Consider the following 13,352-nt stretch of genomic DNA (forward strand, 5'->3'; position numbering starts at 1 on the left):
CGATGACCGGAACGACCATCCCCCTCCCCGTCACCGCCGTCACCTGCTTGGAGGACCGCAGCCAGGTCGAACGCACCGCCACCGTCGACCTCGCCGCGGGCGTCCAGCGGCTGCGCCTGGGCCCGCTCACCGCGCTCGCCGTCGACCGCACCCTGCGCGCCGAGACCACCGCCCCCGGCACCCGCGTGCTGGACGCCCGGATCGTCCGCGACTGGATCCCCCGCGCCCCGCTGCCGCCCGGCCCGGAGGACTCCCGGCTGCGCCACCGGCTGCACGAGCTGGAGACCGCGAGCCGCCTCGCCGACCAGACCCGCGCCCGCCTGGAGGCCCGGCTGGCGCTGCTCGCCCAGCTCTCCGCCGACCTGCTGCGCGAGATCGGCGAGGGCGCCGGGATCGGCGAGCTCGAACGCACCCGCTGGGCCCGCGAACTGGACCGGGTGGACGCCGAACGCGAGCGCCACGGCGAGGAGCTGCGGACCACCCACTCCCGGCTGCGCCGCCTGGACCAAGAGCGCTCGCAGGCCCTGATCGCCCTCGACCAGGCCGAGGAGGAACCGGCCGAACTGGTCGCCCACCTGGAGCTCACCGTCGAGGCGGCGCAGCCCGGCCCGAGCGGGCTGACCGTCACCCACCTGGTGCCGTGCGCCCTCTGGCGCCCCTCGTACCGGGCCACCCTGGACGGCGGGAGCCTGCGGCTGGAGTCGGAGGCGGTGGTCTGGCAGCGCACCGGCGAGGACTGGACCGGCGTCCGGCTCACCTTCTCCACCGCCCGCTCGGCCCTCGCCACCGACCCGCCCGCCGTCGCCGAGGACGTCCTGATGCTGCGCGAGCGCACCGCGGAGGAGCGCCGCACGGTCGAGGTGGAGCTGCGCGAGGAGGCGATCAGCGCGCTCGGCCCGACCGCCGGGGTGCCGGGGGTGGACGACGGCGGGGAGGTCCGGGTGCTGCCCGCGCCCGCCCCGGCCACCGTGCCCTCCGACGGCCGGGCGCACCGGGTGCCGCTCGGCGCCTTCACCGGGCAGGCGAGCAGCGAGTACGCGTGCGCGCCGGAGCTGTCCCCGCTGGTGACCCAGGTGGTCCGGTTCCGCAACGCGGCCGGGCACCCGCTGCTGGCGGGTCCGGTCGAGCTGGTCCGCGGCAGCGGCTTCACCGGTCGGGGCGAGCTGGGCTTCACCGCCGCCGGGGCCGACGCCGAGCTGGCGTTCGGCAGCTCGGACGGCTACCGGGTGGTCCGCGAGGCCGAGGAGCGCCAGGCCACCGCCGGGCTCACCGGCCGCCAGACGACCACCCGGACGGTGCGGCTGCACCTCTCCCGCTTCTCCGGCCCGGAGGAGCGGGACGAGCAGGTCGTCGCGGTCCGCGAGCGGGTGCCGGTCTCCGAGGTGTCGGCGGTGGAGGTGCGGCTGCGCAAGGAGGAGTGCTCCCCGTCGCCGGACGCCTTCGACGCCGAGGGCATCCTCCGCTGGGACGTCCCGCTCGGGCCCGGCGCCCGTCGGACGGTCACGCTCGTCTACGAGGTCTCCGCCACCGCCAAGGTCGCCGGGCTCTGAGGAGCCCGGCCTCCGCCGCCGTCCGAACACCGGTCCGCTCGTGACGACCGCTCAGGACCAAACCGGGTAGAACAGGAACATGATCCTCCACCTCGCACCCCTGGACGACTGGCTGTCCGACCCCGGTCGGCCGTACACCACCGCGTCGCTGCTCACCGACGGGTTCATCCACTGCTCGGCGGACGAACAGACGGCGCTCGCGGTGGCCAACGCCTTCTTCGCCGACACTCCCGACCCGCTGATGGCGCTGCTGATCGAGGAGTCACAGGTGGAACCGATGGTCAAGTGGGAGGCCCCGCACGGCGCACCGCCGCCCGGGGCCACCCCCGGCCTGCTGTTCCCGCACGTCTACGGACGGCTCAACCGCTCCGCCGTCAAGGGCCTGCTGAAGGTCGAACGCGGCCCGGACGGCCGCTGGGCCACCCTCACCCCCTGGAGCTGACGCCCAACCCCCGACGGCCCACCCGGCCCGGTGCACAACCAGCCCCGGTCACAACCAGCCGGTCAGCCAGCTCACAACCAGCCCCGCTCCCGGGCCGCCATACCGGCCTGGAAGCGGGTGGTGGCGCCCAGCGAGCGCATCAGGCTCTGCAACCGGCGCTGCGTGGTGCGGGCGCTCCAGCCCAGCGACCGGGCGATCGACTCGTCGGTGAGGCCGGCCGCCAGCAGGCCCAGCAGCTTGCGGTGGTCGGCCTCCGGCTCCAGCGTCGCGTCCCCGGTGCCGATCGCGGCCTGCAACTGGACGGCGCGCTCCCACTCCGCCTCGAACAGCGTGTCCAGCGCCTGGAGCAGCGCGGAGGGGTGGATGACGTACGCGGCGTCGAGGACGCTGTCGCCCACGCTGATCGGGATGATCGCCATCCGGTCGTCCGAAATGATCATCTTCATCGGCAGCGACGGCCGGACCCTGGCCTCCTCGCCGTCCGCGACCCCGGCCAGGATGTTCCGCTCCAGCCGGCCCGGCCAGGCCACCGCGTCCCGGTCGTAGACGGTCCGCAGCCGCAGGCCCTCCCGCAACCGCCGCCGCTGCAACGGGATCGGGGTCACCGGATCCTGGATGTACGGCGGGCGGTCGAAGCCGCGGACCTGGTACTGGCTGGTCTCGGTGATGTGCTCCAGCCGCTGCGCGATCGCCTCGCCACCGGTCAGCACCTCCACCGAGTGCGCCGGATCGGTGTACCGCGAAGCCTCCCGGAAGGCGTCCATCAGGCGGTGCATCTCGGCCCGGGCGTGCCGCAGTTCGGACTCTCGGTGGCCGATCAGGGTGCCGATCGCGACATCGGGGGCGACCGGCAGGTAGCGCTGCCGGTCCACCGGCGCCCGGGTCGCCATGCCCTGCTGCGCCAGGCGGTCCAGGGCGCGCACGCTCTGCTGGAGCGTCAGGCCGCAGCCCTCGGCCAGTTCCTCCGCGGTGGACTGCGGATTGGCCACCAGCGCCGCGTAGACCTGTCCGTCCGGCTCGGCCAGTCCCAGTGCGCTGAGTGGTGCATCCGACACGACGCCGTCTCCCCCGTTCGCCCCCACCGGCGCCGGCCTTGGCGCAGTCCCGCCACTGGGCGGGTGGTGGTCCGGTGGCAATCCTCTGCCACAGATCATGGCACTGACAAGGCCGTGACCAGGGGTTGCGGCCCGCCTCGCACCCCACCCACCCCCGCCGGACGACCGAGGGCCTCCCCGCCTTTCGACGGGGAGGCCCTCTACAGAAGCCCGAATATACCGACCGGTCTACAGACTCCAGCGGGAATATACCGACCGGTCTACAGGCCGACCTCGCGCATCAGCTGACCGACCTCGGGGTTGGTCAGACGGCGCAGCCAGCCCGACTTCTGGTCGCCCAGCGCGATCGGGCCGAAGTGCGTGCGCACCAGCTTCTCGACCGGGAAGCCGGCCTCGGACAGCATCCGGCGGACGATGTGCTTGCGACCCTCGTGCAGGGTCACCTCGACCAGGTAGTTCTTGCCGACGTTGGAGATCACCTTGAAGCTGTCGGCGCGCGCGAAGCCGTCCTCCAGCTCGATGCCCTGCGCCAGCTGCTTGCCCAGGTCGCGCGGGATCGGGCCCTGGATGGCGGCCAGGTAGGTCTTGGTCACGCCGTACCGGGGGTGGGTGAGACGGTGGGCCAGCTCGCCGTGGTTGGTGAGCAGGATGATGCCCTCGGTCTCGGTGTCCAGACGGCCGACGTGGAACAGCCGGGTCTCCCGGTTGGTCACGTAGTCGCCGAGGCACTGGCGCCCGTCCGGGTCCTCCATGGTGGAGACCACGCCGGCCGGCTTGTTGAGCGCGAAGAACAGGTACGACTGGGTGGCGACGGTCAGGCCGTCCACCTTGATCTCGTCGTTCTGCGGGTCGACCCGCTTGCCCTGCTCGGTGACGAGCTTGCCGTTGACCTGGACCCGGCCCTGCTCGATCAGCTCCTCGCAGGCGCGGCGGCTGCCGATGCCCGCCCGGGCCAGCACCTTCTGCAGGCGCTCGCCCTCGGGCTCGCCGAAGGTCTTGGGCAGCTTGACGGCCGGCTTGTCGTGCCGGGCGAGGACGGCGTCCTCAATCTTGGCCTGCAGCTCGCGCGAGCGCTGCGGCTGGCGGCGCGGGTCGCCCGGGGCGCCCTGGCCCTCACGGCGCGGGCGCGGGGCCGGGCTGGGGCGACGCCCGGAGAAGCCGCCGCGGGCGGGGGTGGCGTTGGGGCCGCCGCCGTACTCGGGGCGGTCGTAGCGCCGCTCCTCGGGCCGCAGCGGGCGGTCCGGGTACCGGTTGTCGTCGCGCCGGTCGTCCCGGCGGCTGTCACGCCCGTACGAGCCGGAGCCCGAGCCGGAGCCGCCGCGCGAGCCGGCACCGCTGCCGCCGCCGTACGAGCCGCCGCGCGAGCCCGAACCGGACCCACCGCCGTACGAACCCCCGCGCGAGCCAGAGCCCGAGCCGGACCCGCCGCCGTACGAGCCGCTCCGCGAACCCGAGCCGGACCCGCCGCCGTACGAACCCCCGCGCGAGCCGGAGCCCGAGCCCGAGCCGCTGCGGCCGCTGCCGCTGCCGCCGTAGGAGCCGCCGCCCCGGCCCCCGCCCTGTCCGCTGCGACCGCTGCCGCCGCCGCTGCCGTTCCTGCCGTTGCCACTGCTACGCATCAAAGTGTCCGTACGTCGTTACCGTCTGGGATGTGCGGTCGTTTCGGCCGACCTCACCGCCCCCTACCGATCAGGCGCAGCCCGACCGGCCTCGCCACTGCCGTCCACGGCCTTCACGGCAGCGGCGGCGACCGCCTCCGCGATCATCGTGCCCTCCAGGGACTCCGCTTCCACGTCGTCGACCTCGGGCAGGAAGGGAGCAAGCTCCGGCAGCTCGTCCAGGCCGCGGAGCCCCATCCGTTCCAGGAAGTAGTTCGTCGTCCGATACAGGATCGCACCTGTTTCGGGCTCGGATCCGGCCTCTTCCACCAGTCCTCGCTGTACCAGGGTACGCATCACGCCGTCACAGTTCACACCGCGGACGGCGGAAACCCTCGATCTGGACACCGGCTGCCGGTAGGCGACGACCGCCAGGGTCTCCAGTGCGGCCTGCGTGAGCCGGGCCTGCTGGCCGTCCAGCAGGAAGCGGTCGACGGCCGGAGCGCAGGTGTCCCGGCTGTAGAACCGCCACCCGCCGGCGATCAGCCGCAGGTCGAATCCGCGGCCCTGGGCGGTGTATTCGGCGGCCAGTTCGCGCAGCGCCGCGGCCACCTGCGCCCGGGGCCGCTCCAGCACGCCGGCCAGCCGCTCCTCCCCGGCCGGCTCGTCGACGACCATCAGGATCGCCTCCAGCTCGGCCTTCAGTCCGGCCCCGGCCACCTCCTCGCCCTCGGCCGAATCAGCACCCTCGGCCCGATCAGCATCCTCGGCCAGATCGGCATCCTCGGCCAGATCGGCGACGCCGACCAGATCACCGACGCCGGAAGTCGACGGGGCCGACTTCTGGTGGACGACCCGGGCCTCGCCCTCCGACGAGACACCCACGGACGCCGCCACCGGATTCACCGGCCCCGGCAGCAGCCCCGCCACCGGCTCCGGCAGCAGCTCGAAGGCCGGCTCCAGCCACTCCCCGGCCCGCGGCCGCCCCGGCAGCCCGAGCGGGCGCCGCACCGGCCGCCCGCCGCCCCCGCCGCTCCCACTCAGGCTCCCGCCCCCACTCGGGCTCCCGTTCCCACCACTCATCGGCTCTCCTCCCGCTCCCGCTCGCCCACCGGCCGGTCGAACTCGTCCGTCACCTCGACCGCGCCCCGGTCCGCCTCCGCCACCCAGCGCACCAGCAGTTCGCCCAGCGCCTCCGGCTGCTCGAAGGCCAGCACCCGTTCCCGGTACAGCTCCAGCAGCGCCAGGAAACGGGCGACGACCACCAGCTCGTCCGGCGCGTCCGCGACCAGCCGCTGGAACGACGCCTCGCCGAGCTCGATGAGCAGCCCGACCACCAGCCCGGCTTGCTCGCGCACGCTGACCGGCGGGCTGTGGATGTGGTCGACGTACACGACGGGTTTCGGCTTGGGTTCCATGGCCCTGGCCGCCAGCTCCGCGAGCCGCTCCGGGCCGATGGTGATGACCACCTCGGGCAGCAGCCCGGCATGCCGGGGCTCCAGCCCGACGGTGCGCGGGCGTCGGGCCAGCTCGGCGGCCCAGCGCTCGCCGAAGAGAGCCGCCGCCCGCTTGTACGCCCGGTACTGCAGCAACCGGGCGAACAGCAGGTCGCGGGCCTCCAGCAGCGCCAGGTCCTCCTCGTCCTCGACCTCGGCGGCGGGCAGCAGCCGGGCGGCCTTGAGGTCGAGCAGGGTCGCGGCGACCACCAGGAACTCGGTCGCCGCGTCCAGGTCCCAGTCCGGGCCCATCGCCCGGATGTGTGCCATGAACTCGTCGGTGACGGTGGCCAGCGCCACTTCGGTGACGTCGAGCTTGTGCTTCGCGATCAGGCTGAGCAGCAGGTCGAAGGGGCCTTCGAAGTTGTCCAGCCGCACCCGGAAACCGCCCCGCGGCTGTTCCTCGGTCGCGTTCACGGCGGTGGTGGGTGGTTCGGCGGTGCTCGGCATGACGGTCCATCTTCACCCGGCCCGGCCGCCCGCCCCGCCCCCGGGGCCGTCGACACGCCGTCGACACCGCAGGACGCCGACACGCCACACCAGGGATGCCGCGCCGGGGATGCCACACCGGGACCGCCGCACCGGAGGCACCGCACCGGCAGCACCAGAGGCACTACCGACGCCCAGGAAGGGGCCTAGCGGCCGCGCAACCGCCGGACCAGGATGGAGGCCTCACCGCGCTGCTCCAGGTCCGCCAGGACGACCGCGATGGCCTCCCGGACGATCCGCCCGCGGTCCACGGCCAGGCCGTGCTCACCGCGCAGCACCAGCCGGGCGTGCTCCAGGTCCATGAGCTCCTCGGCGGACACGTACACGGTGATCTTCTCGTCGTGCCGCTCGCGCCCGCTGGGGCGGCGCGGCGCGCGGCCACGCGGCCGGGCGCGCCCGGTGCCGCCGGCCTGCTCCTCGGCGGCGCCGGGGTGCTGGCGGCCGGCCGGCACGGCGCCCTGGGGCCCGGCTGACGAGGCGGAGCGCTGGGCGGGCGGCTGGGCGGCCGCCGGTGCGCCGGCGGCCGACTGCTGGTCCTGGGACGGCTGCCGCCCGGCCTCGCCGGTGCGCTGGGTGTCCTGGGCGTCCTCGGCGCCGTCCGTGCCGTGGACGGTCCGCGCGGTCTCCGCTCTGGCTGCCTCGGCGGCCGGACGCGGCGCGAGGGAGGGCGACAGCGCCATCCCGCCGGTGGTCCGGAACAGCTCGTCGGCCCCCGGGAGACTCACTCGGCGGGGCGGCACCGGTCGAGCACCTCCCTGGCGAGCTGGCGGTAGGCGGCGGCACCGACCGAGTTGGTCGCGTACGTGGTGATGGGCTCGCCGGCGACGGTGGTCTCCGGGAAGCGCACGGTCCGCCCGATGACGGTGTGGAAGACGTGCTCACCGAACGCCTCGACGACGCGCGCCAGCACCTCGCGGCTGTGCACGGTGCGCGAGTCGTACATGGTCGCGAGGATGCCGTCCAGGCGCAGCTCGGGGTTGAGCCGCTCGCACACCTTCTCGATGGTCTCGGTCAGCAGTGCGACGCCGCGCAGCGCGAAGAACTCGCACTCCAGCGGGACGATGACGCTGTGAGCGGCGGTCAGCGCATTGACCGTCAGCAGGCCCAGCGAGGGCTGGCAGTCGATGATGACGAAGTCGTAGTCGGGCAGCAGCGGCTTCAGCGCGCGGGCCAGCGCGGACTCCCGGGCCACCTCGCTGACCAGCTGCACCTCGGCGGCGGAGAGGTCGATGTTGGACGGCAGCAGGTCCATGCCCGGCACGGCCGTCTTGAGCAGCACTTCATCGGCCGTCAGGCCCCGCTCCATGAGCAGGTTGTAGACGGTGACGTCGAGCTCCATCGGGTTGACGCCGAGGCCGACCGAGAGCGCGCCCTGCGGGTCGAAGTCGACGAGCAGCACCCGGCGGCCGTACTCGGCCAGCGCGGCGCCCAGGTTGATGGTCGACGTGGTCTTGCCGACGCCGCCCTTCTGGTTGCACATGGCGATGATCTGCGCGGGGCCGTGCTCGGCGACCGGGGCGGGGATCGGGAAGTACGGCAGCGGGCGGCCGGTCGGGCCGACCCGCTCGCGGCGCTGGCGCGCGGCGTCGGGGGCCAGCGTGGCGGCGTACTCCGGGTCCGGCTCGTACTCGGCGTCCGGGTCGTCGTAGGCACCGTAGGCGAACTCGCCGTAGGCCAGGCCGTAGGCCGCCAAGTCGGCGTCGTGATCGGTCACCGTGGTCACCTGCGCTGTGTTCTGGCGTGCTTCGAAGGTACGGAGTGCGACCGAGCCGACCTCGGCCGAGCCCACGGAGGGCTGCCGGGCCCCGGGCTCCTCACTCGGCTGGCCGGCGGTGCGCTCCGCCAGTCCTGGCTGACCACCCCCGGGAGCAAATGTCGACTCATTCACAAGTCGTCTTACCTCCTTGGGCATCCAGGACTCTATGTCGATTCGTCAGCGTGGCAGCATGCCGACGGTTTGCGACTCTAGGCCGTTCAAGGCGTTCGCAGCAACACAATCCACGGTAGTGGGCCGGATGTGTCGACTATCGGGCGGGCCGATGTCAAGGGATGAGTAGGCCGTTGACCCTAACGTTTCTGCGGTGGGGTGACACGACCGACAGAAATTGACGACAGAGCGACCCGCCCGCTCAACCACCCGTTCACGGGCACGGCGAAGCCCCCGGCCCGAGGGGATCGGGTCGGGGGCGAACGACCGCCGGGCGGCCTACCGGATCACTGGATCGCCAGATCAGCGGATCGCTGGATCAGCAGATCACTGGATCACCGGATCAGGCGAGCACGCTCTCCAGCGAGACCGACTCCAGGCCGAAGGCCTCGGCCACGGCCGGGAAGGTGATCTGGCCCTCGTGCACGTTCAGGCCCTTGGCGAGCGCCGGGTCACGGCGCAGCGCCTCCTTCCAACCGCGGTTGGCCAGCTCGACGACGTACGGCATCGTCGCGTTGGTCAGCGCGTAGGTGGAGGTGTTCGGGACGGCGCCCGGCATGTTGGCCACGCAGTAGAAGACCGAGTTGTGGACCTGGAAGGTCGGCTCGGCGTGCGTGGTGGCGTGCGAGTCCTCGAAGCAGCCGCCCTGGTCGATGGCGATGTCGACGAGCACGGAGCCCGGCTTCATGCGGGAGACCAGCTCGTTGGTGACGAGCTTCGGGGCCTTGGCGCCCGGGATCAGCACCGCGCCGATGACCAGGTCGGCCTCGATGACGGCCTTCTCCAGCTCGAAGGTGTTGGAGACGATGGCCTTGATCTTCGTGCCGAAGATGCGGTCGGCCTCGCGCAGCTTGTTGATGTCGCGGTCGAGCAGGGTCACGTCGTAGCCCATGCCGATGGCGATGGTGGCCGCGTGCCAGCCGGAGACGCCACCGCCGATGACGACGGCCTTGGCCGGGTGGGTGCCGGGCACGCCGCCGGGCAGCACGCCGCGGCCGCCGGCCGGGCGCATCAGGTGGTACGAGCCGACCTGCGGGGCGAGACGGCCCGCGACCTCGGACATCGGGGCGAGCAGCGGCAGCGCGCCGTTGCCGAGCTGCACGGTCTCGTACGCGATGGCGGTGGTGCCCGAGGCGATCAGCGCGTCGGTGCCGGCGCGGTCGGCCGCCAGGTGCAGGTACGTGAAGAGGGTCTGGCCCTTGCGCAGCCGGTGGTACTCGGAGGCGATGGGCTCCTTGACCTTCAGCAGCAGGTCGGCCGTGGCCCACACCTCGTCGGCGGTGGGGAGGATGGTGGCGCCGGCGGCCACGTACTCCTCGTTGGGGATCGAGGAGCCGACACCGGCGTTGTCCTCGATGTAGACCGAGTGTCCGTTGCGGACCAGCTCATGCACGCCGGCGGGCGTGATGGCCACGCGGTACTCGTGGTTCTTGACCTCGCGGGGGATGCCGACCTTCACGGCTAAACACGTCCTCTTGCCATGGGGGTCCCTACCGGAGAAGACCGGCGGGCGACGCGCACGTGGGGAAGCCTCCGGGGCAGCCCGGGGCGGGGATCGCTGCGCGACTGAGTTCGAGTGTAATGAAGCCCAGTCGGCGTGTCAGCCTTCCAAAGTGAATAAATCTGCCGAACACATTGGCAGGTTCGTAGGCTTCCCTTGCGATCTTCCCACCAAAGGTGTGTTAACCGGGCATCTTCGACAATACCTCTGAAATACCCCTCACCACCCGGCGTCGACGCGTTCCCGCAGGTCCGCGAGGGCGGCCCCGACGGCCTCCCGGCCGCGCTCGTCGCCGAGCCTGCGCAGCACCGCCAGCGCGGCCCGGTACTCGCGGTCCGCCTCGTCGAAACGGCGCTGTGCGGTGTGCGCCTCGGCCACCCGGGCGAGCAGCCGGGCCTCGGCGGCGGGCTCCCCCATCGACTGCCGCAGGCCGAGCGCCCGCCCGTACCAGTCGGCGGCGCGCACCGCGTCGCCGAGCGCGCGGTGGCAGCCGGCGGCGCCCTCCAGGGCCCGGGCGCAGAGCGGTTCGTCCCCGGCCGTGCGGGCGTGCTCCAGGGCGGCCCGGTAGTGCGCGACGGCCTGCTCCCAGCGGCCCGCGGCGGCCTGCAGGTCGCCCAGGTTGAGCAGCGCGGCCGAGGCCCGGCGGGGTCTGCCGTGCCGCTCGGCGACGGTCAGCACCAGTTCGTGCAGCCGGTAGAGGTCGGCGGGGGCGGCGCCGGTGAGCGGCAGGGTCCGCAGCAGCGCGGTGACCAGCCGGCCCGCCGAGCCGTCCAGGTCGCCCTGGCCGATCGCGTCGGCCACCGCCCCGAGCAGCAGGTCCCGCTCGCCGAGCAGCCACTCCCGGGCGTGCGCCGCCGAGCCCAGCCGCAGGGCGGCGGGCAGCGGGTCCGGCCCGGGGCCGCCCGACGGGTCCAGCAGGGCGCGGGCCGACTCGGTGAGCCGGACCAGCCGCTCCAGCAGCCGGGCCCGGGCGAGCTCGGTCTCGGCGGGCCGGTCCTCCTGCTCGCGCAGCCGGACCAGCCTCGGGTAGAGACGGCCTGGCACCCGGTAGCGCGGGCTGCCGTCGGCGGCCGGCGCCTCCTGGCCGAGCAGCTCCCGTTCGGCCAGTGCGGCGAGCGTCACAGCCGCCTCCGGTGCCGGGCAGCCGACCAGGGCGGAGGCGGTGCGCGGGTCGGCGGTCTGCGCCGGGGCCAGGGTGAGGGTGCGCAGCATCCGCGCCTGGGCGGCCGGGAGGGTGCCGTACAGCAGGGTGAACGCGCCGATCAGCGGGTCGCTGTCGGGGACGGGCACCGGCTCGGCCGGCTCCGGGCCGGGCTTCACCCAGGCCGCTTGCTCCCCGGCCGTCTCGGCGGCGGCGGGCTCCGGCGCCGGGCCCTCGGCCGGCTTCTCCCCCGACGCCGAGGGCGTCGCGGCCTTCCCGGCCTTCCCGGGCGTGGACGCCTGGGCAGCCTTCAGCCCTTGTACGGGCTTCGCGGCCTTCCCCGAGGTCGTGCCCTGTACGGGCTTCGCCGCCTTCCCGGGCGTCGACGCCTGGGCGGTCTTCGGCCCCTGGACGGGCTTCTCCGCCTTCTCCCCCTCTCCCTTCGGCGCCGCCGACCGCGCCGACTCCTCGCCCACCACCCGGGTGAGCTCGCGCGCCGCCTCGGTGACGGCCGCCTTCGGGTCGCCGCGCAGCCACCCGGCCATCAGCCGCAGGGCGTCCGGCCGGGCCGCGCAGGCCTCGGCCAGGTCGGCGCCGCCGACCGGGTCGCAGGAGATCCGGGTGCCGCCGACCAGGTCGGCGAGCAGTTCGCCGGAGGCCTGCCGGTCGAGCCCGCCGAGGATCACCGGGTCGATGTCCTCGATGCCGGTGAGCGGCCCGGCGGTGGTGGCGAGCACCAGGCAGCCGGGTTCGTCGGCGAGCAGCGGCCACAGCTGCCCGGCGTCCCGGACGTCGTCCAGCACCAGCAGCACCCGGCGGCCCACGAGCGCCTCGCGCAGCGCGACGCAGGCGGGCTCGTCCCGCCCGTCCCCGGTGGCGCCGGGCAGCGGCACGGGGGCCTCGGGGTCGAGTTGCTCCAACAGCAGCCGGGCGGCCCGGGCGGGCGTCACCCGGCCGCCGTCGGGGGCGGACAGGCGCGCGAAGAGCACGCCGTCGGGGTGGTCCGCGGCGGCGGTGCGGGCGAAGCGGACCGCCAGCGTGGTGCGGCCGGAGCCGGGGCGGCCGGCCAGCACCAGCACCGGGCTGCGGCCGGTGGCCGGGCGCGCGGCGGCCGCCCGCAGCGCGGCAAGCTCGGTGCGCCGCCCGACGAACAGTGCGGGCCCGGCCGGCAGCCGGTCGAGGCCCGGAACGGCCCCGACGGGCGCGTCGGGGCCGGGGTCCATCGTCGCCGTCTTCCTCGCCACCCGTGCCACTCCCGACGTCATCCGGCCTCAGCGGAGGCGGCCCGGGACGGGCGCCCTGTCTGCGAAGCGTAGTTCGACCGTCCGGCTCAGCCGAGGTGACATCCGGTCGTACGAACCGGTAAATCACCCTCGCGGATCAACAGCAGGGTGCTCAGGAGGCGTACGGGCCGTTCGCTCACCCCTCGAAGGGCCGGGCCGGCCAGGGCGAGTCCGCCGGGCGCAGCCCGTCCAGCCCGTCCGGTCCGGTGAGCGCGGCGTGCACGGCGAGCGTGCCGGTGATCAGGGTCGGGTTGTGCAGCCGCCCGGCGTGGATCAGCCGGATCAGGTCGGACACCGGAACCCAGGCGACCTCGATCTCCTGCTCCTCGCCCTGCGCCGCGTAGCGCTCGCCCTCGGCCTCCGCGAGGTCGGTGGCGAGGAACATCCGCAGCGCCTCGTCGGTGCCGCCGGGGGAGGTGTAGTAGTCGGCGAGGATGCGCCAGGTGTCGGCCTTGCAGTGCGCCTCCTCGTACAGCTCGCGCTGCGCGGCGTGCCACGGGTTCTCGCCGGGCACGTCGAGCAGGCCGGCGGGCAGCTCCCACAGGCGCTGGCGGACGGGGTGGCGGTACTGCCGCAGGACCAGCACCCGCTGCTTGGCGTCCAGGGCGAGCACGGAGACCGAGCCGGGGTGGGTCTGGTAGTCGCGGCGGGCCCAGCTGCCGTCGGGCATCCGGACCTCTTCGCTGCGCACGCCGGTGACCTTGCCCTGGAACGGCGTCCGGCTCTCCCGGACCTCCCACTCCTCGGCCACGTCGGCGATCCCCTGGTCGCGCTGCTCGTCCATCGCTCTCCCCTTTTCGTCAGTGCGACACAATCTAACGCCGAACGGCGGCCCCGCGGGAATCGCGGGGCCGCCGTCCGGTGAACGAC

Annotated in this window: 11 protein-coding genes; 2 read left to right on the forward strand and 9 right to left on the reverse strand. The window is 74.0% G+C overall.

Annotation, left to right across the window (positions count from 1 at the left end):
- The first annotated feature begins 2 nt into the window (after positions 1 to 2).
- Positions 3 to 1,550 carry a mucoidy inhibitor MuiA family protein gene (locus ACFVHI_RS20055; protein WP_380341221.1) on the forward strand — a complete coding sequence of 516 codons (1,548 nt, stop codon included), beginning with the start codon at positions 3 to 5 and terminating at the stop codon, positions 1,548 to 1,550.
- A 79-nt stretch (positions 1,551 to 1,629) separates the two neighbouring features.
- A complete protein-coding gene (locus tag ACFVHI_RS20060) occupies positions 1,630 to 1,992 on the forward strand; it encodes a DUF952 domain-containing protein (protein WP_063349658.1) in 363 nt (120 codons plus the stop codon).
- A gap of 71 nt (positions 1,993 to 2,063) precedes the next feature.
- On the opposite strand, the gene ACFVHI_RS20065 is transcribed toward ACFVHI_RS20060, so the two are convergent.
- The 9 genes from ACFVHI_RS20065 to ACFVHI_RS20105 all read right to left on the reverse strand — a co-directional run bounded on the left by ACFVHI_RS20065 (position 2,064) and on the right by ACFVHI_RS20105 (position 13,266).
- The gene (locus ACFVHI_RS20065; protein ID WP_159398525.1) at positions 2,064 to 3,047 is read right to left on the reverse strand and encodes a helix-turn-helix domain-containing protein; all 984 of its coding nucleotides are present in this window, start codon (positions 3,045 to 3,047) and stop codon (positions 2,064 to 2,066) included.
- A gap of 260 nt (positions 3,048 to 3,307) precedes the next feature.
- Entirely contained in the window at positions 3,308 to 4,666 is a 1,359-nt protein-coding gene (locus ACFVHI_RS20070) for a pseudouridine synthase (RefSeq protein ID WP_063349657.1), read from the reverse strand.
- Positions 4,667 to 4,729: 63 nt separating this feature from the next.
- Entirely contained in the window at positions 4,730 to 5,365 is a 636-nt protein-coding gene (scpB, locus tag ACFVHI_RS20075; protein WP_279634960.1) for an SMC-Scp complex subunit ScpB, read from the reverse strand.
- 359 nt (positions 5,366 to 5,724) lie between these two features.
- Positions 5,725 to 6,591: a segregation and condensation protein A gene (locus ACFVHI_RS20080; protein ID WP_380341226.1), complete on the reverse strand. Its 867-nt coding sequence runs from the start codon at positions 6,589 to 6,591 to the stop codon at positions 5,725 to 5,727.
- 185 nt (positions 6,592 to 6,776) lie between these two features.
- A complete protein-coding gene (locus tag ACFVHI_RS20085; RefSeq protein ID WP_380341229.1) occupies positions 6,777 to 7,355 on the reverse strand; it encodes a hypothetical protein in 579 nt (192 codons plus the stop codon).
- Positions 7,352 to 8,419 (reverse strand): ParA family protein, encoded by a 1,068-nt coding sequence (locus ACFVHI_RS20090; protein ID WP_208869108.1) that lies wholly within the window; start codon positions 8,417 to 8,419, stop codon positions 7,352 to 7,354. Before ACFVHI_RS20090 ends, ACFVHI_RS20085 begins: the two co-directional genes overlap by 4 nt.
- Before the next feature lie 481 nt (positions 8,420 to 8,900).
- Positions 8,901 to 10,016, reverse strand: coding sequence for an alanine dehydrogenase (gene ald, locus ACFVHI_RS20095; protein ID WP_063349655.1), 1,116 nt, complete (start codon positions 10,014 to 10,016; stop codon positions 8,901 to 8,903).
- Positions 10,017 to 10,277: 261 nt separating this feature from the next.
- Positions 10,278 to 12,443 (reverse strand): AAA family ATPase, encoded by a 2,166-nt coding sequence (locus ACFVHI_RS20100; RefSeq protein ID WP_380341233.1) that lies wholly within the window; start codon positions 12,441 to 12,443, stop codon positions 10,278 to 10,280.
- A 175-nt stretch (positions 12,444 to 12,618) separates the two neighbouring features.
- On the reverse strand, positions 12,619 to 13,266 hold the full coding sequence (locus ACFVHI_RS20105; protein WP_063349653.1) for an NUDIX hydrolase: 648 nt from the start codon (positions 13,264 to 13,266) through the stop codon (positions 12,619 to 12,621).
- Positions 13,267 to 13,352: the final 86 nt, after the last annotated feature.

It is taken from the genome of Kitasatospora sp. NPDC127121 (assembly GCF_042677305.1).
In the GTDB taxonomy this organism is placed as follows: Bacteria; Actinomycetota; Actinomycetes; order Streptomycetales; family Streptomycetaceae; genus Kitasatospora.